Consider the following 24,455-nt stretch of genomic DNA (forward strand, 5'->3'; position numbering starts at 1 on the left):
TGAATGAAATGGCCTCTAAACTACCACAGAATGACAGTCAGATAAGGGATCAGCCCGACAAAACCCCATACCGGCGCAACAGGGTTTCGGTTTCCACCAGCGGCAAGCCGACCACGGCGCTGTAACTGCCGTTGATACGCGCCACGAAGCGCCCACCCAGCCCCTGAATACCGTAGCCTCCGGCCTTGTCGGTCGGCTCGCCACTGGCCCAGTAACGCTCGATATCGCTCTCACTCAAGGTACGGAAGCTGACCTCTGTCGTCACCAGCACCACCTCGATCTGCCCCTGCCAGGCCAGTGCCATGGCGGTCATCACCTGATGGCGGCGACCGGACAATCGCCGCAGCATGGCCAGACCATCGGCCTTGTCTGTCGGCTTCTCCAGCACATCGCCATCCAGCACCACTATGGTGTCGCCGGCCAGCACCGGCAGGGGCCGGGCGGCCATGGCCGCCCCGGCGGTGGCCTTGTCCCGGGCCAGGCGTTGCACATAATCCGCCGCCGCCTCGCCGGGCCGGCGCCGTTCTTCAACCCGGGGCAACACCAGCTCGAACGGTACTTCCAACTGGGACAGTAATTCACGGCGACGGGGCGAGGCAGAGGCGAGGTATAAGGTGGGGGACATGAACAGACTCACGACAGGGCGAATTGCCGCCGGCACTTGCGCAGCAGCAGAAAAATCCAGGGCCAGAACACCATGCTGCTGACGATGGACCAGAAATAGGGATAATCGAGCTGTATATCCCGGTTCATGTAGGAGGCCCAGAAGATCAGCAGCTTGTTCAGTATCGCCAGGGCGCCGACCACGAAGGCCTGCTGCCAGACCGAGTAGTTGCGCATGCGCTGAAACTGGGAAGCCGCGAGATAAACCGGGATCACCAGCGCCAGGGCATGGACGCCCAGTACGGAGCCAAACAGCAGATCCAGCAGCAATCCGGAGAAAAAGGCGGTGCCCACGTTAGCCCGATGCGGCAGGGCGATGGCCCAGTAAATCAGGGTAACCAGCAGCCAGTCGGGCCGAAAAGGCGCGATCAGATCCGGCAGCGGCAGTATGGACAGGATCAGCGCCAGCAACAGGCTGACGCCGATCACCAGCCGCCCTTTCAGGGAAAAGCTTCTCATTGACGTCATTGAGAGACTCCTTCTGCGGCCGGCGAGGGCCCGACGCCATCCACATCGATGATCCTGGGCTCGGGCCACAGCAGCAGCAGGTAACGTACCCTGTCGAGGGCGGCAAAAGGCTGTACCCGAATATCGGCAAAGGGCTGACCTTCTTCGTAACCTACCCGGCTGACCCGTCCAACCGGATACCCTTCGGGAAAGCGTCCCGCCAGGCCGGAACTAAGCAGCAGGTCCCCCTCGCGGATATCGGTGTTGCGGGTAATGTTGTGCAGCAAGAGTCGATCGAGCTGGCCACTGCCACTGGCGATGGCCCTGATATCGTTGCGCGCCACCCGCACCGGTATGCCGTGGCTGGTATCGGTGATCAGCAGCACCCGACTGGTAGTCTTGCCCACCGAAATCACCTGCCCGACCACGCCCTGTTCGTTGAGCACCGGCTGGCCTTCGAACACCCCGACCAGGCTGCCTTTGTCGATCACCACCTGATGAGAAAAAGGATCCGTGTCCACCGCCATGATCTCCGCCACCATGCGGCGGGTATCGAAGCGCACCGGCGAACCGAGCAAATCACGCAGACGCTGATTTTCCTGCTCGAGATGACGTAGCCGCAGCAAGTCGTCCCGCAGCAGAAACAGTTCCTGCTCCAGCCGCTGGGACCGGGCCAGCAGGGACTGGCGCGACATCAGCTGACTGGAGGCGGCATCGAGCAGCAGCCGGGGGCTGTTGGCCATGTACTGCAGCGGACTCACCAGCGAGTTGAGATAGAGCTTGGCCCCGGTAAAGCTGTGATAGCGACTGTCGGCAATAATCAGCAGCAAGGACGCAACCACCGCCAATGCCAGGCGGATAGGTAGGGACGGACCACGACCGAAAATCGGTTTCATAGGGGAATAGGCAGGCCGGTCATCCCGGCCCGGTTATCAATCGTAATGGAACAGATCCCCGCCGTGCATGTCGATCATTTCCAGCGCCTTGCCACCACCACGGGCAACACAGGTCATGGGATCATCGGCCACCACCACGGGAATACCGGTTTCTTCCATCAGCAACCGGTCCAGATCGCGCAGCAGGGCGCCACCGCCGGTGAGCACCATGCCCCGCTCGGAAATATCGGAAGCCAGTTCGGGCGGTGACTGCTCCAGCGCCACCATGACGGCGCTGACGATGCCGGAGAGCGGCTCTTGCAGCGCTTCCAGGATCTCGTTGGAATTAAGGGTAAAGCTGCGCGGTACCCCTTCGGCCAGATTGCGGCCGCGGACTTCGATTTCCAGCACCTCGTCACCCGGATAGGCCGAGCCCACCGCGTGCTTGATGCGTTCGGCGGTCGCTTCGCCGATAAGAGAACCGTAGTTGCGGCGCACATAATTGATGATGGACTCATCGAAGCGATCGCCCCCTACACGAACCGACTGGGAGTACACCACGCCGTTGAGGGAGATGATGGCCACCTCCGTGGTACCACCGCCGATATCCACCACCATGGAGCCGGTGGCTTCGGAAACCGGCAGACCGGCACCGATGGCGGCCGCCATGGGCTCGTCGATCAAGTAAACCTCGCGAGCACCGGCACCCAGGGCCGATTCCTTGATGGCCCGGCGCTCTACCTGGGTCGAACCGCAGGGCACGCACACCAGCACACGCGGGCTGGGGCGGAAAAAATTATTGTCGTGTACCTGCTTGATAAAATGCTGCAGCATTTTCTCGGTGACATAAAAATCGGCAATCACGCCGTCTTTCATCGGCCGGATGGCGGCGATATTGCCGGGCGTCCGTCCCAGCATCTGTTTGGCGGCATGGCCGACGGCGGCAACACTCTGGGCCGAACCGGATCTTTCCTGGCGAATCGCCACGACAGAAGGCTCGTTCAGAACAATGCCCTGATCTTTGACATAGATGAGAGTGTTGGCCGTTCCCAGATCGATGGACAGATCGTTGGAAAACATGCCTCTGAGCTTTTTAAACATATGCTGAGGGGGATCCTGGGTTGAGAAACCGGAAAGTGCGGCTAACTTTATCAATGCAACCGGTTTCAGGCAAGGAGCACGCGCAGCTAACACCGCTCGCAGAAGGGGGTTGGCTTGAATAACAGGACAAGTCCCTTACACTTGCCAGATCACCCAATTGGTATTCATTCTCGTGTCCGATCTTTCCTGCTGGCAACAACTGTACCGGCTGCAGCGTCCCTCGCCACTGCAGCGGCTTTTTCACCCCCTGCTGGAACAACATCGTCTGACCCTGTGGATCAAGCGCGATGATCTGCTGCATCCGCTTATCTCGGGTAACAAGTGGCGCAAACTGAAATATATACTGCGCCAGGCGTTGTCGGAGCAGGCCGGGGGATTGCTCAGCTTCGGCGGTGCCTACTCCAATCACCTGCACGCCCTGGCCGCCGCAGGCCACGAACTCGGCCTGCCTACGGTGGGCATGGTGCGCGGCGAGCCTTATAGCAACAACCCGACTCTTGACGACGCCCGTCGCTGGGGGATGACGCTGGAATTTGTCGACCGGCAGCAGTATCGCCGCCGTCAGGACGCCGACTGGCTGGCCGAGCTGACCCGGCGCCATCCCGGCTATCTCGTCATTCCCGAAGGCGGCAGCTGCCCGCTGGCCTTGCCGGGCGTGGCGGAATTGTGGCAGGAATTGTGGCAGGAGTGGTGGCCGGAATTACCCGAGCTGGACGAGCTTGTCCTGCCGGTGGCCAGCGGCGGCACCCTGGCCGGCCTGCTGTCCGCCCGCCCGGCCAGCACCCGGGTGCGCGGCTATGCGGTATTGAAGGGCGCCGGCTGGCTGGCCGAGGAGGTATGTCGGCTGTATCCGCCGGCGGCACTGGATAACGGCTGGCAACTCGAATTGGGCCATCACGGTGGCGGTTATGCCAAAAGTTCGCCGGCCGACAGGGCGGCCATCGGCGAACTGGCAGAGCAACTCGGCGTGCCGCTGGAGCCGATTTACAGCGGCAAGGCGCTGCTGGGGCTGTTTCGGGATATCGCCGCCGGCCGCTACGCCGCCGGCAATCGGCTGTTGTTTCTCCATACCGGCGGCATGCAGGGCGCGCGCGGGGCGCTATAGCAGTTCAAATCGCTCCGGGCGGGAGAAGAAATACCCCTGACCGGCATAGACACCCAGCTGATGCAGGCACTCCCATTCGGCGGAGGTTTCGACGCCCACCGCTATCACCCGGGTCTGGCTGCCGACACTGTTGCCGACCAGGCTTCTGACCGCCATCTGGTTGACGGCTTTTCTGTCGATGTCCCGCACCAGGCTGGGATGCAGTTTGAGATAATCCAGTGCATAGTCCTTGATATATTGCGAGCTCACCACATCCTGCCCCGCATGGTCCACCGCCAGTCCACAACCCAACGCCTTGAGCGCGCGCAGCGGCTTGCCCAAGGCCTGAAAATGCCGGCTTACCTGCGCTTCCGACAACTCGATCACCAGGCCATTGAGCTGCGCCTTGGGCAACTGGATCAATTCGAAAATCAACCAGCGATGAAAGCCGCCATTCAACAGACTGGCCGCGGAAATATTGAGCGCCAGGGGCACACGCCGATCGCTTTCCTGCAGCAGGGTCAGGGCGCGCAGCACCATGGCGCAGTCCAGCTCTTTCAACAGGCCGCATTTTTCCGCCATGGGCAGAAAATGCCCGGCCGACAGCTCTCTGCCCTGCTCGTCCTGCATGCGGGCCAGCAGCTCATAGATGACCGGCTCCCGCTCCGGTCCGGTATAGATGCCCTGCCGGTCAAGCCGAACCCTGTCCTGCTCCAGCTGACGGCCGAGCAAGGTACGCCAGCGCACCGTCCCCTTGCCACTGCTTTCTTCGGTCACTCCCTTGTAATACATGAAGTAGCCATCACCCCCCTGCAGGCCGGCGCTGCGCAGCGCCAACTCGGCCTCTTCTTCCACCTGCGACAAGCTTTCACCGCAACGAAAGCAGACGCCGCCGATAAACAGCGAGGGTTCTCTCACCTCATCCGGCCAGTGCAGACGGCGCAGCAGCTTCATCACCTGCCGCGCCGCTTCCTGCGCTTCGCTTTCCACCAGGTTGGGAAACAGCAGGGCGAAGATATTACCGGTATAGCGGGCCTGCAAGGCCCCGGGATAACGGCGGATAAGATGCCCCAGATAGACGGAGGCCGATGTCAGCAGCTCATCGCCGCGTTCGTACCCCAGGTGATAGTTAATCTGTTCCAGATCCTGCAGCTCCACCAGCAACAGGGCCCCGGAGTGACTGGCCGGATCATTGAGCGCCGCCTCCAGCCGATTATCGAAGAACACCCGATTGCCGATGCCGATTTTTTTGTCTACAAACACATTGGCACGCATGAAGGTGTCGAACCGGCTGCGCTCCTTGCCCGCTTCCTTGAGATCCCGGAGCAGCTTGTCCAATGCCTGACTGGCCTGATGCGGCCATTCTTCCTGTGGATTATGCTGCAACATGCCGAGCCTGCCTTCCAGGATCAGCTGGCCGCGTAAATCGAGCAGCTCGGCGCCCCGCAGCTGGCGACGAAACCAGCGCAGGATGAACAACATGCCGACGAATACCAGTATAATGGCGGCGGTCACGCCGGAAAGGGCGGCCAGCGAGTGATCGATGTAATAAAAAGGCGGCCGCAACACAAGATGCACACTCAGACCCGGGTGTGCACTCAATGGATGTTGGTATTCGAGGGACCGTTCATCGGCCCGCAGCTGCTGGCCCGACTGATAACGATACTGAGAACCCGACTCATTCTGTACCGAAAAATCGATAATATCGTTCACATCAAGCAGCGCCGGCAACCAGCGAACGATACTCTCCTGCCGTTCGGCCCCGCTTTGCCAGCCTTCGTTGACCAGCCGCACCACCGAATCCACCTGTCGCTGCTGATAGGCGGTTCCCATCTGATAGAAGCTGATCCCTGCCCCTACCAACACCATCAGCACAGCCGCCAGAATGCACATGGTGATGGTGGCAATAAACTGATTGGTAAATCTCATTGATGTTCCCTGACTGACTCCGGTCGATTCCGGCGTACCTTCCCTGATATTCCGTCGTCATAACGCGGCATAAAACGAAACAGCAAGTGCGTATCCTGCTCGCGCCCCGTCTGAAAGATAAGGCTTTTCGGCCATTACCGCCATAACAACAGCTAATAAAAAGCCCCTGAATCAGGGGCTTATATTGCATTATTTGCGAAAATCTTACTTTTTAGCTCTCAGGTCAACTTTGGAGCGGTTACGCCGATCTTACGAAACCACCGAGTGAGTGATAAGGTAAGCGACTGTTATATATGACATTACATGAAAGTCATAGCCTAACGCTGCTTTCGAGGAGCATGGTATGCCCACAAGCGGCTCACCGTGAGAGCACACACTGACACGCAACACTGACACCTCACACTGGCAACTGGCAACTGGCAACTGGCTAGTCTCGCTCAATCACCACCAATCGATGCTGGCAATGGCCGATGGATCTGGAAGTGGGCCAGCTCTCACTTGATTTAGCCGGTAAGCCGCCCAGAGAGTCGTTTTGTTGAGTGGGCCATCGCCTCCAGCTCTGGTATCAGTTTAAGATTCTCGTCGGATGACTTGCTCATCTCTCCCGACAGCTCTGCGATGTCTGTTATGTTTCGGTTGATTTCATCACAGACACTGGTTTGTTCTTCCGCCGCCGTAGCAACCTGTATGGTGGCGTCCTTAACACTGCTCATGCGCTCGTTGATACCGGCAATAATAACCTGTATGTCGTTTACCTGCTCAACACACTCCTGAGTAACGGTCTCACTTGCGCGCATGAATGCCGTGGCGTCCTTGGAACCGGAAGCGATGTCTCCAATAATGGAATCAATCTCGATAGTGGCTTGCTGGGTTTTTGCGGCCAGATTCCTGACTTCATCAGCCACGACCGAGAAGCCACGACCAGCTTCGCCGGCCCTGGCTGCCTCAATCGCAGCATTCAACGCGAGTAGATTGGTTTGATCGGCAATTTCACGAATGACTCTCATTACATCACTGACTTTATTGCCCCCCGCAGCCAGCTTGGCAACGGTTTCGCCGGTGGCGCGAATCTGATCAGCAAGCCGTCCCATGCTGCTGGTGGTTGTGGTGATATGTCGATTCGCATTATTGGTCTCGGTGGTGGTCTCATCAACCTGGGAGGAAACGCCTGCGGCATGTTGCGCGACATCCTGAGCCGTTGCTGACATCTCATTCATTGCAGCCGCGACTTGATCAATGCGCTGGTAGCTCCCCTGGGATTTCTCGGAAATGCTGAAGGCACCCTCCTTGACTGATGCCGCAATCAAATTGAGATCCGCTGTGTTCGACTGAGTGGTAGTCCGGATTTCCTGAAGAAATTGATGAAGCTTACGAGCAGCATCGGCTAGAACACCCAGTTCGTCTTGACGCTTGAGGAGCACAGGATCAGAGAGATCGCCGTCGCCGAGCTTCTGAAGCTGGCCGCTGATTTGCACTGCGGGCCTCACGACTCGGCGGCTGATAACCAGAAGCGTGATACCTGCGCCAATAAAAACGATAAGCATTAAGCTGACGCCGGCAAGCAGGGTATTGCTATGGGCGCTTTCTGAAATCTCGGTTGCATCCTCACGAGCAAGCAATGCGATCAGAGCGGCGGCCTCTTCTATTAGTCGGGCGGGCTCCCGATCAATACCAGAAACGGCTGCATCTCCTGCAGCATGATCGTAGCCGGATGCCACAAAGTGCTCGAAACCTTTGCGATAGGCCTTTCCCATGCCCTGATGTTCCTTCTGGAAGGATTGCAGCATGGCCCTCGCTTCGGCGTCCCATAGCCTGTCAGTCAGCTTATCCAGCTGCGCCTGGATCTTGCGTTCCTGTTCCTGAAAACGTCCCCAGTATTTCTCTCTCTGGCTGTCATCCCCCCCCCGGATCAGGACGTTTTTCCATTCTTGTACCTGGGTCTTGAAATCGATGAGAATGACTTGGGCTTCGTTAGCACTCGCATACTCTTCCTCAAGCACGAAAGTGAATTTTTCAGTAACGCCCAGCGAGTACATAAAATAGCTACCCGCTACAGCGACAACGAGCAGGTTTACGGCCACAATCAGACCTGTTATCTGCCTGGAAATACTCTTGCTAAAAAATGCCACGGATCAGCCCTATGTCGGAGATGTGTGTTGGATATATGTGTCGGAAATGTGTGTTGGATATATGTGTTGGAAATGTGTCTCGGTTCAGCCATGTGCGGGGGCAATGGTAATGGGCCATTTCGCTTAACATGCCCGTTACAACATCAGGCGCGGATATTTTCCGGCGTTCCGAGAACCCGCGCCCGCACAGCTGCACTCTGATTGTTCCATTTGCCTTCTTCCATCGGCGGGGGAATAACTAGCTCCATTCAAGTCTACGCCTTCTGCCGCCATTGCGTAAAGTCCTCTGGCCACGGAAATCCCGACATTATCACCCCAGTCCCGATGTGTCTTGTTACCCACTGTTGGATCAGATAATGTCGAACAACGCCTTGTACTCTGGCTGACCAATCATAAAAAACCCTGCAAAAGCAGGGTCTTGAAGTATAAACTTTACAAAAACTGATCTCTAGTAACCCTTAAAAAGGGATATCGTCATCGAAGTCCATTGGCGGTTCATTGTAGACGGGTGCCGACTGCTGTGGCTGGCTCTGGGGTTTGCCGGTCGCCGGCTTGTTTTGCTGACCGTACTGGGGCTGGCCCTGAGGCGCACCCTGTTGCTGACTCCCCTGCTGACCCCAGTTACCCTGGCCGCCCTGAGGTGCCCCCTGCTGCTGGCCACCTTGTGGCTGACCACCCTGTTGCTGGCCCCAACCGCCCTGGCCGCCACTTTGACCGCCACCCTGCGGGCGACCGCCCAGCATCTGCATGGTGCCGCCAACATCGACCACGACTTCGGTGGTGTAGCGATCCTGACCATCCTGCCCCTGCCACTTGCGCGTCTGCAAACGCCCTTCCACATAGACCTGGGAGCCTTTGCGCAGATATTCACCGACAATTTCGGCCAGCTTGCCGAAGAACACCACCCGATGCCATTCGGTACGCTCTTTCTGCTCGCCGGTCTGCTTGTCGCGCCAGCTCTCGCTGGTGGCCAGGGTAATATTGGCAACCGCGCCCCCGCTGGGCATGTAACGTACTTCGGGATCCTGGCCCAGGTGGCCGATCAGGATAACTTTATTGATGCCTCTATTGGCCATAACTCGCTCCGCACTCACAGGTTGATCAGGCGCCGGGCCTGATCCAGTTCAAAAATATTACCGTCTACCTTCAGGTAGGCGGACCCCTCTTCGGGGATAATCAAGGCTTCATGCACGCCGGGCAGGGCCATCAGCCGCTGCAACAGCTGCTCGCGCCGATCATGGCTTTCTATATTAACACCGATGGACAGGATATGAGACCGAACCTTGCTCACGTTGGCCATGCCCGCCGCCAGCCAGAACCAGACGGCCATGCAGGCCGCCACCAGCAGAAAGACCCCGCTGCCGCCCAGCTGCTGGAATAACAGCCCACCCAGAACACCGCCGAGAAAGGCGCCGAAGAACTGGCTGGTGGAATAAATCCCCATGGCGGTGCCCTTGGCACCCGCCGGGGCCAGCATCGACAGGAAGGCCGGCAGCGAGGCCTCCATGAAGTTGAAAGCGGTAAAATACAGTACCATCGCCAGCGCCAGCAGCCAGATCTCGCCCTTGCCCACTGCCATCAGCAGCAGGGCGACCATCATCACCAATATAGAGGCCTGAAACAGCTGCTTGTTCAGGTTGCGCCGCGCCCCCAGGATCAGCAAGGGCACTATCAGCAGGAAAGACAACAGCAAGGCGGGCAGATACAGCCACCAATGGTGTTCCGCCGCCAGCCCGGCGTCGAGCAGGGTCAGCGGAAAGGCCACGAACACCGCGGTCAGGGTCAGGTGCAGCAGCATGATGCCGAAATCCAGCCGCAGCAGTTGCCGGTCTTTCAACAGCCGCCCGAACAGTTCGGGCGCGGCGGTCACATCGCGGATCTGGCCGCGATGCGCCGATTCCGGCAGCAGGAAGCGCACCATAAGGATGCCCACCACCGCCAGCAGGGCCGTAGTCCAGAACACCCCCGACAAGCCGAACAGAGACGCCAGTAACGGCCCCAGTACCATGGCGATGGCGAAGGAAATACCGATGCAGACCCCGATGATGGCCATGGCCTTGGTGCGGTTTTCTTCCCGGGTAATGTCGGCAGCCAGCGCCAGAATGGCACCGGCGATGGCGCCGGAGCCCTGCAGTACCCGACCGAGGGCCACGCCATACACGGAATCGGACAACGCGGCCACCACAGACCCCAGCGCAAACAGCGTCAGCCCGGCATAGATCACCGGCTTGCGACCGATGCGATCCGACAGCCAGCCGGCGGGGATCTGCAACAGGGCCTGGGTCAGGCCATAGATGCCGATGACGATACCCACCCACAGGGGGGAAAAACCGATCAGCTCCTGACCATACAAGGCAAATACCGGCATGATCATAAACAAACCGAGCATCCGCATGCCGAAAATGCCCGCCAGGGTAAACGAGGCCCGCCGTTCGCGGGGGCTGAAGCCTTGCTCGTCGCTCATGGATATTCTTCCGTCATCAACAGGATCTAAGGATCAAAAAAGAGACCTAGTTTAGCACGGGGATAGAGTCAAGATTAATCCTTATTGTCCCTTGGCTGGCTATTCATCCAGTGCCATACTAGCCGGTCGAATTTACACCAAGGTGATGCAGCAGATGGATAAAATCGAAGTTCGCGGGGCCCGGACCCACAACCTGAAGAACATCAGTCTGGACCTGCCCCGGGACAAGCTGATCGTCATCACAGGCTTGTCCGGCTCGGGCAAATCGTCCCTCGCCTTCGATACCCTCTACGCCGAGGGTCAGCGCCGCTACGTGGAGTCGCTCTCCGCCTATGCCCGTCAGTTTCTTTCCCTGATGGAAAAACCCGATGTGGATCATATAGAAGGGTTGTCGCCGGCCATCTCCATTGAGCAGAAGTCGACCTCCCACAATCCGCGTTCCACCGTCGGTACCATTACCGAAATCTACGACTACCTGCGGCTGCTGTTCGCCCGGGTGGGCGAGCCCCGCTGCCCGACCCACTCGCAGCCCCTGACGGCCCAGACCATCAGTCAGATGGTCGACAAGGTGCTGGAACAGCCCGAGGGCTCGCGACTGATGCTGCTGGCGCCGGTGATCCGCAACCGCAAGGGTGAACACAGCAAGCTGCTCGATAATCTGTCCGCTCAGGGCTTTATTCGCGCCCGTATCGACGGCGAGGTCTGCGATCTGTCGGATCCGCCAACGCTGGAACTGCAGAAGAAACATACTATCGAAGTGGTGGTGGACCGCTTCAAGGTGCGCGAGGATCTGCAGTTGCGACTGGCGGAATCCTTCGAGACGGCCCTGGAGCTGTCCGGCGGCATCGCCTCCGTGGTGTCGATGGACGACGCCGATGACATCGGCCTGGTGTTTTCCGCCAACTTCGCCTGCCCCCAGTGCGGTTATTCCATTGCCGAGCTGGAGCCGCGCATTTTTTCGTTCAACAACCCGGCGGGCGCCTGCGACAGCTGCGACGGCCTGGGCGTGCAACAGGTCGTCGATCCGGACAAGGTGATCAGCAACCCGGAACTGAGCCTGTCCGGTGGCGCCATCCGCGGCTGGGACAAGCGCAGCTACTACTACTATCAGATGCTCACGTCCCTGGCCGAACATTACGACTTCGATCTGGAGGTTCCCTATCAGGATCTGCCGCAAGCGATACAGCAGGCGGTGCTGTACGGCTCGGGCCGCACCAGCATCGAATTCAAGTACATGAACGACCGCGGCGATGTGCTGGTACGCAAGCATCCGTTCGAAGGCATATTGCACAATATGGAACGGCGCTACCGGGAAACCGAGTCCAACTCGGTACGGGAAGAGCTGGCCAAATACCAGAGCCACCGCGCCTGCCCCGGTTGCAGCGGCACCCGCCTGAAAGAAGGGCCGCGCAACGTGTTTGTGGCCGGCCATACCCTGCCCCAGGTCGCGGACATGGCCATTGGCGAGGCCCACGCCTTTTTTACCGACATGGAACTGACCGGACAGAAGGCGCAGATCGCCGACAAGATCTTCAAGGAGATCGTGGCCCGGCTGGGTTTTCTGGTCAATGTCGGCCTCAACTACCTGACCCTGTCGCGCAGCGCCGACACCCTGTCCGGCGGCGAGGCCCAGCGCATCCGGCTCGCCAGCCAGATCGGCGCCGGCCTGGTGGGCGTCATGTATGTACTGGATGAACCCAGCATAGGCCTGCACCAGCGTGACAACGAGCGACTGCTGTCGACCCTGACCCACCTGCGGGATCTGGGTAATACCGTGATCGTGGTGGAGCACGACGAAGATGCCATTCGTGCCGCCGACCATGTGCTGGATATCGGCCCCGGTGCCGGCGTGCACGGCGGCGAAATCGTCGCTCAGGGCACCCCGGCCGAGGTGATGGCCAACCCCGACTCGCTCACCGGCGCCTATCTGTCGGGTCGGGAAAGCATCGCCATACCGGACCGGCGCACCCCGGTAGGTGAGCACTGGCTCACGCTGAACGGCGCCTGCGGCAACAACCTGCGAGACGTCGAACTGAAGCTGCCGCTGGGGCTGATGACCTGTGTCACCGGGGTGTCCGGCTCGGGCAAGTCGACGCTGATCAACAACACCCTGTTTCCCATCGCCCACCGGGAGCTGAACAAGGCCACCGTCAGCCAGCCCGCGCCCTACCACAGCATCGAGGGCATGGACAAGCTGGACAAGGTGGTGGATATCGATCAAAGCCCCATCGGCCGCACACCCCGCTCCAACCCGGCCACCTATACCGGTATTTTCACCCCGATTCGCGAGCTGTTTGCCGCGACCCAGGAAGCCCGCTCCCGGGGCTACAAGCCGGGCCGCTTCTCGTTCAACGTCAAGGGCGGCCGCTGCGAAGCCTGTCAGGGCGATGGCCTGATCAAGGTGGAGATGCACTTCCTGCCCGATGTCTATGTGCCCTGCGATGTCTGCAAGAGCAAACGCTACAACCGGGAAACCCTGGAGATCCAATACAAGGGCAGGAGCATCCATGAGGTGCTGGACATGACGGTGGAAGAAGCCGGCGACTTCTTCGCGCCGGTACCGGCCATTTCCCGCAAGCTGCAAACCCTGGTGGACGTGGGCCTGTCCTATATCCGACTGGGTCAGTCTGCCACCACCCTGTCCGGCGGCGAGGCCCAGAGAGTCAAGCTGGCCAAGGAGCTGTCCAAGCGCGACACCGGCCAGACCCTCTATATTCTGGATGAACCGACGACCGGCCTGCATTTTCACGATATTCAGCTGTTGCTGACGGTACTGCACCGGTTGCGCGATCACGGCAATACCGTGGTGATCATCGAGCACAACCTCGATGTGGTCAAAACCGCCGACTGGATAGTCGACATGGGGCCGGAAGGCGGCAGCGGCGGCGGCCAGATCCTGGTCACCGGCACCCCCGAACAGGTGGCGGAACACAAAGAGTCTCATACGGCTCGCTTTTTACGGCCTATGCTGAAGGGCCGCTAATCGATATGGATACAAGGATGAAACGGATGTCATTACCCTACCTCTGGTTCTGGTGTTTTGCCGCCTGGTCGCTGGGCGGCATGCATTACTTTATGCACAACCCCGGCGGCTCCGGCTTCTACCTGCCGTTCAACATGGTGGGCTGGATTTTTATCTCGCTGATGACCGGGCTGGGACTGTGGCAGATGACCCTCAACCGCAGCGTCAGCTACAGCCGTTTTCACCTCTGGTGCTGGCTGGTGCTGCTGCTGCTGCTGGTGCCGCTGCTCTACCCCAACCGGGGCTTTGCCGATCATGCCCTGCCCCGGCTGGCGGGGCTGGCGGGCGGCCTGCTGTTCTGGTTTGGCCTGCTGCAATGCCGCCTCAATGAAACGGCCCGCTATCGGCTGCTGTATCTGCTGCTGGCCGCCGTCAGCCTGGAAGCCCTGCTCGGCCTGACACAGTATTATCTGCTGACGCCCGGCAACTGGATTGGCTACAACACCGACACCAATCGTCCCTACGGCATCTTCCAGCAGCCCAATGTGATGGCCAGTTTCATGGCCACCGGCCTGATACTGGCCTGTTATCTGGGACTGGCCGATACTCGCCGCCTGCCGGTCGTGAGGCAGTTCTGGCTGGGTGCCGTGCTGGTGACGTCTTCCCTTTTGCTGACGGTGCTGCAATCCCGGGTCGGCCTGCTCGGCGGCCTGATTGGCCTTGTGCTGCTTCTGCCCTGGGCCTGGCAACAGAAACCGAAATATTGCCTGTGGGGGCTAGGGCTGATCGGGTTGGGTATCGCAATCGGGCTGACTTCCATGGCCCTGGTCGAAGGCGTACAGCGCGGAGCCGATATCTATACCGACCCCGGAATTCGCACACAGATCTGGCTGCAAAGCCTGGCACTCATTACCGAGCACCCCTGGTTTGGCGCAGGCTATGGCGACTTCGAACGCCAGTTCATGGAGTTCTATGGCAGCCAACGAGCACTGCTGCCCGAGCTGCCCATGATGCCACCCAATCTGGATCATCCCCATAACGAACTGCTCTACTGGGGGGTGGAGGGCGGTCTGCTGCCGGTGCTGGCCATTATCTCGGTGGCGCTGGCCTTCGTGCGTCTGCTGTTCAAGGCCCCCTGGCGCCATGCGCTGGCGCTGGCCGCCCTGATCTGGCCCATCGCCCTGCACAGCCAGACCGAATACCCCTTCTATCATTCCCTGGCCCACTGGGTAACCCTGCTGGTGCTGCTGTACTGGATAGACACCCGGCTGGAAGCGCCGCACAGCCGGCCCTATCGCCCCTGGCTGCTGGCCCGCTTTGCCGCCCTGCTGATCCCGGCGCTGGTGGTGCCCTTCATGCTCACCGGGCTGCAGACCGCCCGGGTCGTCACCCAGTATGAACGCGGCGGCGGCAAGGAACCCGAGCTGTTGCTGTCGGCCAGCAACCCCCTGGCCTGGCTGACCCGGCTGGAATTCAACGCCATGTCGCTGCGACTGGCGGTCGGCTCGGCGCAGCAGAATACCGAAGAGCTGCAGGCCTATGTCGACTGGGGCCGGCAGTTTGTGCGCCATACCCCCAGGGCCAACATTTACTACAACATGGCGCTGGCCCTGAACCGGCTGGATCGACCGCAGGAAGCGGATGCATTGCTGCAACAGGCTCGTTATTTCTATCCGGATGATGCCACTCTTCAGCAGGACAATATCAGCCAAACACTACAGACCCTGAATCAGGGCCCAGCCAGTCAGGCTGGCAACACGGCCAGAGTCACCGCCGCCGAGGAGCCTTGAGCAGCGCTCACTGTGCCGCCGGCACGAAGCGAACCCGGAACAGCCTGGGCCAGAACTTGCCGGTCAGGTAAAACTCGTCACGGCCAGGATCATGGGCGATACCGTTGAGTACCGCCTCGGGATCCGCGGGCCGGCCACTCAAGGCCAGCAGCGGGGTGGTGTCGATGTCGGCATCGACTCGCCCGCTGTGCTTGTCGATTCTGACGATACGATGCTCCTTCCAGACATTCGCGTAGATGTAGTCGCCGACGCAGGCCAGATCGTTGAGCCTATCTCGAGGCCAGTCTTGCTGCATCACCGTCACGCTGGCCTGCAGAGAAAAATCCACCGGATCACGCCGGTAAAGGGTGGCACTGCCGTCGCTCATCCACAGCGCCTCGCCATCGAAGCACAAGCCCCAGCCCTCACCACCGTATTGGTGCGCCTGCACCAGCGTCAGCGTATCCAGGTCATACACCAGCGCCAGCCCTTCTCTCCATGTCAGCTGGATAAGCCGGTTGCCGATCCGCTCCAGCCCTTCGCCGAAATAAGCCGGATCCAGCGCCAGCCGTTGCACCACCTCGCCGGTTTGCGGATTCACCTTGCGCAGGCTGCTCCGGCCATAGAGGCCGGTGCTTTCATAAAGATAGCCATCATGCAGCAAGAGCCCCTGGGTAAAGGCATCGGCTGCATGCGGCACGATTTCCACCATCTCCACCCCCAGACGCTCAACGGCAATATCATCGGCCAGAGCAGGCAAACAGCATAACCAGATCACCAGCAGCACCCGCCCCCCCTTCAAATAACCAGAAATAACGCCTCCCCAAATAGTCGAATAGCGGTCAGGACAAAACCCGGATGTCGGCGTCAACGACATCCACAGGTAAAAGCCGTGTCATTTGGTGCTTCAAATGACAACCCTGCTCTTTCACGCTGTCTATACTCATGACTCGGACCCCCTGTATATGAAATTCGTGCTTTCGGAACGAATCCATTTCGTTCTACCCCCAGCTTAAGGAGAATAACAATGATAATGAAAAGATTCTTTCGGATACTCAATCCGGTACTGATCCTGTCCCTGATGATGGGCACAATGCCGTTGGCCGTTCAGGCCCAGCCCATCCAGCTGGTATCCACCCAGAGTGCGCTGAATGCAGCTCAGGCCAGTGCCAAGCGCGAACGTATCGGCAAGCTGCTGGCCCGCGCCGACGTGCGTGAACAGCTGGTCAACCAGGGAGTTGAATTACATGACGTCGAGGCCAGGGTTGCCGCCCTGTCGGATCAGGAAGTGCAGCAGATGGCCGAACAGCTGGATAATATGCCCGCCGGGGCCAACGGTGTGGTCGGCGCCCTGCTCACCGTCTTCATCATACTGCTGGTCACCGATCTGCTGGGCCTGACCCACGTCTTTCCCTTCACCCGCTAATGGCTTTATTTCGACCGCTGAAAGCACTAGGCCAACCGATGAAGGCGCTCCGTCATCATCTGCAAAACGTCCGCCTGTCGGGCATTTTTCCATTACCGGTACAGATGCCGCCGATATTGATGTTGATGCTGACGGTAGTGCTGAATGGCTGCGCCACCAGGCCCCGGTTATCACCGGACACGGCGGGTCTGCTCCCGGATCAGGCTTATGTTACCGGCGTGCCCTTTCACAGTCAGCGCGACTACCAGTGTGGTCCGGCATCGCTGGCCATGGCGCTTAATGCCGGCGGCGTCGAGGTAAGCGTGGCTCAGTTAATCCCCCAGGTGTACGTACCCGGTCGAGAAGGCAGTGTACCACCGGAGATGATGGCCTCGGTGCGGCGACACCGGCGTATCAGCTACCCGCTGGATGGCAGCTTCGCTGCCCTCTTGTCGGAAGTGAACGCCGGGCATCCGGTGGTGGTGCTGCAGAACCTGTCGCTACCGCTCTGGCCCAGGTGGCATTATGCGGTCGTCATAGGTTACAACCGACAGCGAGAACAGCTGGTACTGCACAGCGGCGAGCAATCCCGTCAGGTGACCGACATGAGCCGTTTTGACGCCACCTGGGCGCGCAGTGGCCGCTGGGCCATGGTGGTACTCCCGCCGGGGCGGCTGCCTCCAAGCATCGGCTCGCAGCAGGCCACCGACAGCATAGCGGCGTTTGAAGCCACGGCCGGTGCCGAGGCCGCCCTGCCCGCCTGGCGGGCGCTGGTCGCACGTTGGCCCGGCCATGCCATGGGCTGGTTTGCGCTGGGCAATGCACTGCATGCCAGTGGTGCCCCGCAGGCGGCGGCCGACGCCTTTGAACAGGCCACCGAACAGGATCCCGCGCTGGCAGTCGCCTGGCTAAATCTCGGGCTGACTCAAAAAGGCCTGGGCCAGCAACCCCAGGCCATCGCCAGCCTGCAGCAGGCGGCAGCCCTTCCCGGCCCATGGCAGGCCCGGGCTGAACAGGCATTAGCTGACCTGTGAGGGGTGAGGGGTGAGATGCTCTCCTCACCCCTCACGCTTTCCCCCTAACGATTTTTTACACTACTGGATGGGATCATCCGTGGTCAGCATGGTCACCAGACGCCGGCGTGTCACCAGCCCCAGGCCTTGGCGACCCACCGGTAGCAGAAAGCCGGCGGTTTCCTCCTGCTGCAGCGTCTTGAGCGCCGTCAGCAGGGAGGCATCCTCGGTCAGCTCAATCAGCCGTAAACGGTCACTCAACAGCGGTGCCAGCGCCTGTTGCAGCGCCTGATCTTCCTGCAACTGCCATTGTCGATACGTCTCCTCAAGTTCCTCACTTTCGACCAGATAGCAAGTCCCCGCCTGTCTCACCACCACCCAGGGCAGCTTCTGCTCAAGCACGGTATCCAGGTTCTTGTCCTGCTCGAGATCGAGCTCGGTGAAGCGAAAGCTGGCCAGCTCGGACAGATAACGCTGCGCCAGGGCGGTACGCAGCGGATGGGTCTGCAGCAGGCGCCCCCGTTCCCTGAGCAGGGTCAGCAGCAGCGACGGCTGCCGAAAGCCGTGCTGGCAGACCAGGTTGGCGCTGAGCACCACCGTCATCGCCGGAAACATGGCCTCGGCACTGAGCGACAGCTCCAGTACCGTGGCCAAGGCCGTCAGGGGCGCATGCAGCACGGCCCCCATCATGGCCGCCATGCCCAACAGGGCGTAGAGGCCCGGCTCGGAAGCACCCGGCACCAGGGTACCCGCCACGCCTCCGGCACAGACCCCCAGCATCAGCATGGGGGCTATCTGGCCGCCCGGCACCCCCAGGCCGATGGCCGCCGCCGTGGCAATCAGCTTGGCACCCAGGATCAGCAACAGCAGCAACCAGGGCAGCTGATTGCCCAGGGTGGCGTTGATGGTGTCGTAACCCGAACCGAGGATCTGCGGAACGAACAGCGCCAGCCCGCCGGTGATCAGGCCGGCCAGCAGCAGCCTGGCCGCCCGGCTCTTGAGGGGGAAACGAAGAAAAAGCCGGACCAGATAGTGAAACAGCACCGCCACCAGCCCCATCCAAATCCCGGTGAGCAGCAGGCCGGGAATATCGCCATAGCCTGACAGTGACAAGCGGACCGGCTGCAACACAGCGTGAGGGCCGAGCAGCGCGCCGCCAAAGGCCGAGGCGCTGATGGCGGCGGCGATGATGGGGGCAAATCCCAGCAGACTGTATTCCATCAGCACCACTTCCATCGCGAACAGCACCCCGGCCAGGGGCGTGTTGAAGGCGGCGGAAATGGCCGCCGCCGTACCACAGCCAATCAGCAATCGCAGCTGACTCGGAGGGCGATGCGTATATTGCCCCAGCAGGCTGGCGATGCCGGCCCCCAGGTGTACCGCCGGCCCTTCGCGGCCGACACTGTGGCCGGTGCCGAGTGCGATCAGGGCCGCCATAAACTGAAAGGCGGTATTGGCCACCGGCAACTGTCCCCGCCCGAACTGCAGCCGTTCCAGCACATAGGCCAGCCCTACCGTCTGGCCCGATACCGGCGTCAGCCGATAAAGCAGGATCAGCAGCAGGCTGCCCAGCACCGGCAATCCCAGTCGCCACCAGGGTGAAAGAGACTCGAAATCTTCCAGGTTGGCGCCATTCAGCCAGCCCAGGGTCAGGTTCAGCAGGCTCAGAAAGCCGAACATCACCAGACCGGCAGCGAGGCCGATCACGCCCCCCAGCAACACCAGCGGCAGCAGGCTGTGGGAGGGGCCGGCAAAAAACCGGTGAAATCTGCTGGGCCTCGGTTTCATCGATTATCGCCGCCGTGCGGCCGGCAGCCAGTCGAGCAGTTCCCGCGCCAATCGCTCATGGGCCACCCCGAACGCCGCCACCACCGCCGGCACCTCTGCCCCCTGCGGAGTTTCACGGACTTCGAAACGCCGACTGGCCAGTATGGTGCGCCGGTGCGGGTCCAGCAGCCGAGCATCGAAGCGAATGACGACCACGGGGCGGCCCTGGCGGTATTCGGCTTGAAAGGCGCGCAGTACGCCCCCCAGCTCCAGATCGACTGGCCAGCTGTCTTCGTCGCTGCCCACATACCGGAAACGTCCATCCTGCTGGAACGCCTCGATCACTTGATCCCGCCACAATACCGGCACCGGCGACACCCAGCGCACGCCCTGATAGGCGCTGAGCTGGTTGTCTTGCGGCACCACCGCGATGCGGGTACCGGCCAGCAGGCCGCTGGTCTCGGGACGGGTAATGCGCAGGGTCAACTCCATGCCAGACACCTGGGTCGGTATCTGGGTCGGAGCCTGGGTCGGTGACGGCAGGCGATAGAAGGTGACCGGCGGGGAAGCCGGCAGCAGGGTACAGCCACTCAGTGTCAGCAACAGGAATAGCCATATCAACGGCACATGAGCCCATAACCCTTTCATCGTCATCATGGTTGAAACTCCCGGATTTTTTCCCCGCCCAGCAGAAAGCCGGACGGATCCTCTTCCAGACGTCGGGCCACTTCACCCAGGGTGGCGAGGGTGCGGCGCAACTCGCGCAAGGTCGGCTCCAGCTCGGCCATGCCCTGCAGACCCGAGCCCACTGCCTGCTGATTATCGGCCAGCAGGCGATCGAGATGGCGGCTGAATCGCTCGAGAGACGCCAGAGTGTGATCCGCATTGGCGAGCAGACGCTCGCCCTTACCTTCGAGCTGCCCCTCCAGTTGATCCAGCAGCCGGGAAGCCTGGTTCATGGTGGCTTTCATCTGCCGGCTGGCCTCGGCCAGATCCGCCATGCCCTGGCCAAGTTCGTCTTTCTGCCCGGCAATTACACCGGTGGTTTCGTCCAGGTTCGCCAGCACCCGGCCGAGGTGCCGGCTGTTTTCCGCCGAGAACAGCTGATTGGCCTTGTCGACCAGGGAGGTAATGCCCACCAGCAGCTCTTCGCTGTTCACCCGCAGACGGGCTATGGGGGAAGGATCCGCCAGGATCACCGGTATGGCATCGCCTTCGCCCTGCAAGGTCGGACTGGCGGGCGAGCCGTCACTCAGCTGGATATTGGCGGCACCGGTGATATTGGCCAGCGCCAGCCGGGCCCGGGTATCGGTTTTTACCGGGGTCTGCCGGGCGATACGCACCCGGGCCAGCACCCGCCGGGGATCCTGCGGATCCAGAGACAGGTTTTCCACTTCCCCGACCCGAATGCCGTTGTACTCTACCGCACTGCCTACGGTCAGGCCGCTGACCGCCTCCCGAAACACGATATCGTACAGCCGAAAGTCCTGCTGACCGCCGGCTCTGGCCAGCCAGAGTGCGAACAGCAGTACACCGGCGGCAATGGCCAGGGTAAAGCAACCGATCAGTACATGATGTGCACGAGTTTCCATTTGTCACTCCTTGCGAGCCAGTTCGGCCGCCTGACTCGCGGCCCGGCCGCGGGGGCCATGAAAGTAATCCTGTACCCAGGCATCGTCGGTGGCGGCCACCGCCGCCAGCCGATCGGCCACCAGCACCTTCTTGTGGGCCAGTACCGCCACCCGATCACAGCTGCTGTAAAGCGTATCCAGATCATGGGTGATCAGAAATACCGTCAGATTGAGCGCATCGCGCAGCGTCAGCAACAGCCGATCGAAGGCCGCCGCCGCGATGGGATCCAGGCCTGCGGTGGGCTCGTCGAGAAACAGCACATCCGGATCCAGCGCCAGCGCCCGGGCCAGCGCCGCCCGTTTGATCATGCCCCCGGACAACTCGGACGGATACAGGTCTGCCGCCACGGCCGGCAGCCCGACCAGCGCCAACTTAACCGACGCCAGGTAAGCCGCATCGATGCGGGACAGGCCCGCCTGCTCGATCAGCGCCAGCTCGATATTTTCCGCCACCGTGAGCGAAGAGAACAGCGCCCCCTTCTGAAACAGCACCCCCATGCGTCGCTCCAGCAGCACCCGTTTCGGCTCCGACAAGGCCAGCAGATTCTGGCCCAGTAGCCGCACCTCACCGCCGCTGGGCCGATGCAGACCAACGATGGATCGCAGCAATACCGACTTGCCGGTACCGGATCCACCCACCACCCCGAGGATCTCGCCCCGATAAACGTCCAGATCCAGACTCTCATGCACCGCATGGGTGCCAAACTTGTTGTCGAGCGATCGTACCTGGATCACCACTTCGCCGGTCTGACTCACCAGTCCATCTCCATCAGAAAGAGGGCGGCAATCGCATCCAGCAGTATCACCCCGAAGATCGACTGCACCACGCTGGAGGTGGTGTGTTCACCCACCGACTGGGCACTGCCGCTGACCTTGAATCCTTCCAGACAGCCGATCAACGCGATCAGCAGGGCAAACAGCGGTGCCTTGCCCATCCCCACCAGAAAATGTCGTACCGGCACCTGCTGCACTATGGCCAGGTACTGGGCTAACGCAATATCGAGTGACAATAAAGACACCAGGGCACCACCGACCATGCCCGAGAGCATGGCGATAAAGGTCAGCAACGGCAAGGTCAGCGTCAGCGCCAGCAGTCGCGGCAGCACCAGCAGCTCGATGGGATCCAGCCCCTGGGTGCGCAGTGCGTCCAGTTCTTCGTTCACCTTCATCGAACCGAGCTGGGCGGTAAAGGCGCTGGCAGTGCGGCCGGCCAGCAGAATGGCGGTGAGCAGCACCCCGAATTCACGCAGAAAGGAATAGGCCACCAGATCGACCGTATAGATGGTGGCGCCGAAGTTGGCCAGTACGGTGGCGCCGAGAAAGGCCACCACGGCACCCACCAGAAAGGTGAGCAGGGCGACAATGGGTACCGCATTGAGGCCGCACTGATGCATCTGTGCCACCAGGGCGGTGAGCCGCCAGCTCCGCGGCCGGGCTATCGATGCCGCCAGGGTACTCAGGGTCAGGCCCATGAAGCCGAGCAGCAGAACCCACTGCCGCCAGCCATTCAGCATGAATTTCCCCAGCCGGGCCAGGCCGTCGGTCCAGCGGGATGCCGCGGGCGGTGGCGATTCCCGCCCGGCCATGGCGTTGGCCACCGCCAGCAGCAGCGCCCGGCGCTCGGCAGACAGCCCGCTGGCGTCGGGCAATATGCGGCACAGGGTATCCGTACCCAGCAACTTCACCAGCAGGGCGGCACCGGCGGTATCCAGAGCCGTGAGGCCGGAGGCATCCAGACAGACGACCGATGCCGTCGGTCGCGCCACGGTACGCGCCAGTTGCGCATAATGCGCCAGGGTCCAGGCTCCCTGCAGGCAGACACAAGGACGGGCGCCGGTGGTCAGGGTCAGTGCCGTGCTCGTCTCGCTCATGCTGTTCGCCCCCGTTCAGTAACAAGCCCATATGAGACTCTCATTGTCTGTCATCGCCGCCATAACCACAACAAGTACCCGGTTTTATGCTAGGATCGCGTGATCGTTACTATCTGTCTGTGCTGGAGTCCTCATCATGACCATAGAACAACAATTACAGCAACGCAGCGGCGGCCGTTGTGAGCTGTGCGGCGCCACCGAGCATATCGAAGGCAAGGTCAACGGCCTGCATATCGTGCTGGCCGCCCGATTCCTGAAGAAATCCCACCCCTGAGTCTCCGAGGAGTCATCCATGTACAAGCTGGTGTTCTTCGTGCCCGACTCCCATGCCGAAGCGGTAAAGCAGGCCGTGTTCGCCACCGGTGCCGGCAGAATTGGCGACTACGATCGGTGCTGCTTCGAAACCCGCGGCCAGGGCCAGTTCCGGCCTCTGGCCGGCGCCACCCCCTTTATCGGCCAGGCCGGTGAGCTGGAGCGGGTCAATGAGCTGCGCATCGAACTGGTGTGCGAGGATCACCTGATCCACGCCGCCGTCGACGCCCTGCGTGCGGCACACCCGTACGAAGAGCCCGCCTTCGATGCCTGGCCGCTAAGCGAATTTTAACGCCACCATCGACGGCAAGGGGGATACAATCACGGTATCCCCTTGTCATCTCGGAGTCTGTCATGACGACACACTGCACCCAGCCAAGCCCACTGGGCTGGCTCTCCATCTCCGCCACCACCGACGCCATCACGGAACTGCGCTTCATCGACGAGGCCGATAACGCCGATAACGCCGATAAAAATATCGCCCCTTCCACCCCCTTGCTGCAATCTGCCTGTCGGCAACTGGCAGAATATTTCGCAGGTAAACGCCGCCACTTCGAGCTACCGCTGGCCCCCCGAGGCACACCGTTTCAGCACGCCGTCTGGCAGGCCCTGCAAACCATTCCTCACGGCCGGCACCGCAGCTACAAGGACATAGCACTGCTTGTCGGCAACCCCAATGCGATGCGGGCCGTCGGGCTGGCCAACGGCCGCAACCCCATCGCCATTATCATTCCCTGCCACCGGGTCATCGGCGCCAGTGGCAAGCTGGTCGGTTATGCCGGAGGACTCGCGCGCAAATCCTGGTTGCTGCAGCACGAAGCCGCCCAGGGCAATGGCTAGCGACAAACACCAGCCGCCGTGTGCGAGATCTCTCAAAGCAGTGAGGGCAGAAACGCTTTATGATCACGCCATTGGCCGAGCATTAAATATTTCACCTTACTTATCATTAGTTTAAAAATGTTCGAGAATCCAACCGTCAAGATGTCTTCACTTTTTTGAGTTGAGCAGAGGGCGAATCGGGCTACTATGTTTT

At 60.8% G+C, this 24,455-nt stretch carries 22 protein-coding genes; 8 read left to right on the forward strand and 14 right to left on the reverse strand.

Going from position 1 to position 24,455, the window contains the following annotated elements; genetic code table 11:
* Positions 1-49: 49 nt before the first annotated feature.
* From HNR62_RS06990 to HNR62_RS07005, 4 genes are read right to left on the reverse strand one after another with little or no spacing between them, the layout of a single operon-like run.
* The gene (locus HNR62_RS06990) at positions 50-625 is read right to left on the reverse strand and encodes a Maf family protein (RefSeq protein ID WP_204795370.1); all 576 of its coding nucleotides are present in this window, start codon (positions 623-625) and stop codon (positions 50-52) included.
* A gap of 8 nt (positions 626-633) precedes the next feature.
* The gene (gene mreD / locus HNR62_RS06995) at positions 634-1,131 is read right to left on the reverse strand and encodes a rod shape-determining protein MreD (RefSeq protein WP_420827144.1); all 498 of its coding nucleotides are present in this window, start codon (positions 1,129-1,131) and stop codon (positions 634-636) included.
* Positions 1,128-2,006: a rod shape-determining protein MreC gene (gene mreC, locus HNR62_RS07000; protein WP_204795371.1), complete on the reverse strand. Its 879-nt coding sequence runs from the start codon at positions 2,004-2,006 to the stop codon at positions 1,128-1,130. The genes mreD and mreC overlap by 4 nt, the downstream gene beginning before the upstream one ends.
* A 36-nt stretch (positions 2,007-2,042) precedes the next feature.
* On the reverse strand, positions 2,043-3,086 hold the full coding sequence (locus HNR62_RS07005; RefSeq protein WP_104486893.1) for a rod shape-determining protein: 1,044 nt from the start codon (positions 3,084-3,086) through the stop codon (positions 2,043-2,045).
* A 172-nt stretch (positions 3,087-3,258) separates the two neighbouring features.
* On the opposite strand from HNR62_RS07005, the gene HNR62_RS07010 reads away from it, so the two are divergent.
* Positions 3,259-4,191, forward strand: coding sequence for a 1-aminocyclopropane-1-carboxylate deaminase/D-cysteine desulfhydrase (locus tag HNR62_RS07010; protein ID WP_338044083.1), 933 nt, complete (start codon positions 3,259-3,261; stop codon positions 4,189-4,191).
* Here HNR62_RS07010 and HNR62_RS07015 read toward each other — a convergent pair.
* From HNR62_RS07015 to HNR62_RS07030, 4 genes are all read right to left on the reverse strand, one after another.
* On the reverse strand, positions 4,186-6,099 hold the full coding sequence (locus HNR62_RS07015; RefSeq protein ID WP_204795372.1) for an EAL domain-containing protein: 1,914 nt from the start codon (positions 6,097-6,099) through the stop codon (positions 4,186-4,188). The two genes, HNR62_RS07010 and HNR62_RS07015, sit on opposite strands and share 6 nt — an antisense overlap.
* 503 nt (positions 6,100-6,602) lie before the next feature.
* Entirely contained in the window at positions 6,603-8,228 is a 1,626-nt protein-coding gene (locus tag HNR62_RS16375; protein ID WP_204795373.1) for a methyl-accepting chemotaxis protein, read from the reverse strand.
* Between the two features lie 458 nt (positions 8,229-8,686).
* Positions 8,687-9,304: a single-stranded DNA-binding protein gene (ssb, locus tag HNR62_RS07025; RefSeq protein WP_204795374.1), complete on the reverse strand. Its 618-nt coding sequence runs from the start codon at positions 9,302-9,304 to the stop codon at positions 8,687-8,689.
* A 14-nt stretch (positions 9,305-9,318) separates the two neighbouring features.
* Positions 9,319-10,692 carry an MFS transporter gene (locus tag HNR62_RS07030; RefSeq protein ID WP_204795375.1) on the reverse strand — a complete coding sequence of 458 codons (1,374 nt, stop codon included), beginning with the start codon at positions 10,690-10,692 and terminating at the stop codon, positions 9,319-9,321.
* Positions 10,693-10,846: 154 nt separating this feature from the next.
* On the opposite strand from HNR62_RS07030, the gene uvrA reads away from it, so the two are divergent.
* Positions 10,847-13,675, forward strand: coding sequence for an excinuclease ABC subunit UvrA (gene uvrA, locus HNR62_RS07035; RefSeq protein ID WP_204795376.1), 2,829 nt, complete (start codon positions 10,847-10,849; stop codon positions 13,673-13,675).
* A 26-nt stretch (positions 13,676-13,701) separates the two neighbouring features.
* Complete coding sequence (locus HNR62_RS07040) at positions 13,702-15,444, forward strand: PglL family O-oligosaccharyltransferase (protein WP_204795377.1); 1,743 nt, start codon at positions 13,702-13,704, stop codon at positions 15,442-15,444.
* Between the two features lie 7 nt (positions 15,445-15,451).
* On the opposite strand, the gene HNR62_RS07045 is transcribed toward HNR62_RS07040, so the two are convergent.
* Positions 15,452-16,210 carry a glutaminyl-peptide cyclotransferase gene (locus tag HNR62_RS07045; protein WP_338044084.1) on the reverse strand — a complete coding sequence of 253 codons (759 nt, stop codon included), beginning with the start codon at positions 16,208-16,210 and terminating at the stop codon, positions 15,452-15,454.
* A 246-nt stretch (positions 16,211-16,456) separates the two neighbouring features.
* Here HNR62_RS07045 and HNR62_RS07050 point away from each other — a divergent pair, with 246 nt between their 5' ends.
* Positions 16,457-16,849 carry a PA2779 family protein gene (locus HNR62_RS07050; RefSeq protein WP_204795379.1) on the forward strand — a complete coding sequence of 131 codons (393 nt, stop codon included), beginning with the start codon at positions 16,457-16,459 and terminating at the stop codon, positions 16,847-16,849.
* 38 nt (positions 16,850-16,887) lie between these two features.
* Complete coding sequence (locus HNR62_RS07055; protein WP_204795380.1) at positions 16,888-17,862, forward strand: PA2778 family cysteine peptidase; 975 nt, start codon at positions 16,888-16,890, stop codon at positions 17,860-17,862.
* A 60-nt stretch (positions 17,863-17,922) separates the two neighbouring features.
* On the opposite strand, the gene HNR62_RS07060 is transcribed toward HNR62_RS07055, so the two are convergent.
* The 5 genes from HNR62_RS07060 to HNR62_RS07080 are packed head-to-tail and all read right to left on the reverse strand — an operon-like array spanning position 17,923 to position 23,110.
* A complete protein-coding gene (locus HNR62_RS07060; RefSeq protein WP_204795381.1) occupies positions 17,923-19,629 on the reverse strand; it encodes a chloride channel protein in 1,707 nt (568 codons plus the stop codon).
* A gap of 3 nt (positions 19,630-19,632) precedes the next feature.
* Entirely contained in the window at positions 19,633-20,265 is a 633-nt protein-coding gene (locus HNR62_RS07065) for an ABC-type transport auxiliary lipoprotein family protein (RefSeq protein WP_239552649.1), read from the reverse strand.
* Positions 20,262-21,200 carry an MlaD family protein gene (locus HNR62_RS07070; protein WP_204795382.1) on the reverse strand — a complete coding sequence of 313 codons (939 nt, stop codon included), beginning with the start codon at positions 21,198-21,200 and terminating at the stop codon, positions 20,262-20,264. Before HNR62_RS07070 ends, HNR62_RS07065 begins: the two co-directional genes overlap by 4 nt.
* Positions 21,201-21,203: 3 nt before the next feature.
* Positions 21,204-21,995, reverse strand: coding sequence for an ABC transporter ATP-binding protein (locus HNR62_RS07075; protein WP_420827145.1), 792 nt, complete (start codon positions 21,993-21,995; stop codon positions 21,204-21,206).
* Positions 21,992-23,110: an ABC transporter permease gene (locus HNR62_RS07080; RefSeq protein WP_204795383.1), complete on the reverse strand. Its 1,119-nt coding sequence runs from the start codon at positions 23,108-23,110 to the stop codon at positions 21,992-21,994. Before HNR62_RS07080 ends, HNR62_RS07075 begins: the two co-directional genes overlap by 4 nt.
* A gap of 136 nt (positions 23,111-23,246) precedes the next feature.
* Here HNR62_RS07080 and HNR62_RS07085 point away from each other — a divergent pair, with 136 nt between their 5' ends.
* The 3 genes from HNR62_RS07085 to HNR62_RS07095 all read left to right on the forward strand — a co-directional run bounded on the left by HNR62_RS07085 (position 23,247) and on the right by HNR62_RS07095 (position 24,262).
* Positions 23,247-23,384, forward strand: coding sequence for a hypothetical protein (locus HNR62_RS07085; protein WP_204795384.1), 138 nt, complete (start codon positions 23,247-23,249; stop codon positions 23,382-23,384).
* 18 nt (positions 23,385-23,402) lie between these two features.
* The gene (locus HNR62_RS07090; RefSeq protein WP_204795385.1) at positions 23,403-23,714 is read left to right on the forward strand and encodes a YqfO family protein; all 312 of its coding nucleotides are present in this window, start codon (positions 23,403-23,405) and stop codon (positions 23,712-23,714) included.
* A gap of 62 nt (positions 23,715-23,776) precedes the next feature.
* The gene (locus HNR62_RS07095; protein WP_204795386.1) at positions 23,777-24,262 is read left to right on the forward strand and encodes a methylated-DNA--[protein]-cysteine S-methyltransferase; all 486 of its coding nucleotides are present in this window, start codon (positions 23,777-23,779) and stop codon (positions 24,260-24,262) included.
* Positions 24,263-24,455 lie beyond the last annotated feature (193 nt).

Source organism: Oceanisphaera litoralis (assembly GCF_016907015.1).
GTDB lineage: Bacteria > Pseudomonadota > Gammaproteobacteria > Enterobacterales > Aeromonadaceae > Oceanimonas > Oceanimonas litoralis.

Bases quoted from the DNA above. Each gene is read 5' to 3' on its own strand.
- HNR62_RS07040 (WP_204795377.1), top strand. From the start codon at position 13,702: ATGTCATTACCCTACCTCTGGTTCTGGTGTTTTGCCGCCTGGTCGCTG.
- HNR62_RS06990 (WP_204795370.1), bottom strand. From the start codon at position 625: ATGTCCCCCACCTTATACCTCGCCTCTGCCTCGCCCCGTCGCCGTGAA.
- HNR62_RS07095 (WP_204795386.1), top strand. From the start codon at position 23,777: ATGACGACACACTGCACCCAGCCAAGCCCACTGGGCTGGCTCTCCATC.
- HNR62_RS07050 (WP_204795379.1), top strand. From the start codon at position 16,457: ATGAAAAGATTCTTTCGGATACTCAATCCGGTACTGATCCTGTCCCTG.
- uvrA (WP_204795376.1), top strand. From the start codon at position 10,847: ATGGATAAAATCGAAGTTCGCGGGGCCCGGACCCACAACCTGAAGAAC.
- HNR62_RS07090 (WP_204795385.1), top strand. From the start codon at position 23,403: ATGTACAAGCTGGTGTTCTTCGTGCCCGACTCCCATGCCGAAGCGGTA.
- HNR62_RS07070 (WP_204795382.1), bottom strand. From the start codon at position 21,200: ATGGAAACTCGTGCACATCATGTACTGATCGGTTGCTTTACCCTGGCC.
- HNR62_RS07085 (WP_204795384.1), top strand. From the start codon at position 23,247: ATGACCATAGAACAACAATTACAGCAACGCAGCGGCGGCCGTTGTGAG.
- HNR62_RS07065 (WP_239552649.1), bottom strand. From the start codon at position 20,265: ATGATGACGATGAAAGGGTTATGGGCTCATGTGCCGTTGATATGGCTA.
- mreC (WP_204795371.1), bottom strand. From the start codon at position 2,006: ATGAAACCGATTTTCGGTCGTGGTCCGTCCCTACCTATCCGCCTGGCA.
- HNR62_RS07060 (WP_204795381.1), bottom strand. From the start codon at position 19,629: ATGAAACCGAGGCCCAGCAGATTTCACCGGTTTTTTGCCGGCCCCTCC.
- ssb (WP_204795374.1), bottom strand. From the start codon at position 9,304: ATGGCCAATAGAGGCATCAATAAAGTTATCCTGATCGGCCACCTGGGC.
- HNR62_RS07055 (WP_204795380.1), top strand. From the start codon at position 16,888: ATGAAGGCGCTCCGTCATCATCTGCAAAACGTCCGCCTGTCGGGCATT.
- mreD (WP_420827144.1), bottom strand. From the start codon at position 1,131: ATGACGTCAATGAGAAGCTTTTCCCTGAAAGGGCGGCTGGTGATCGGC.
- HNR62_RS07015 (WP_204795372.1), bottom strand. From the start codon at position 6,099: ATGAGATTTACCAATCAGTTTATTGCCACCATCACCATGTGCATTCTG.
- HNR62_RS07005 (WP_104486893.1), bottom strand. From the start codon at position 3,086: ATGTTTAAAAAGCTCAGAGGCATGTTTTCCAACGATCTGTCCATCGAT.
- HNR62_RS07080 (WP_204795383.1), bottom strand. From the start codon at position 23,110: ATGAGCGAGACGAGCACGGCACTGACCCTGACCACCGGCGCCCGTCCT.
- HNR62_RS07030 (WP_204795375.1), bottom strand. From the start codon at position 10,692: ATGAGCGACGAGCAAGGCTTCAGCCCCCGCGAACGGCGGGCCTCGTTT.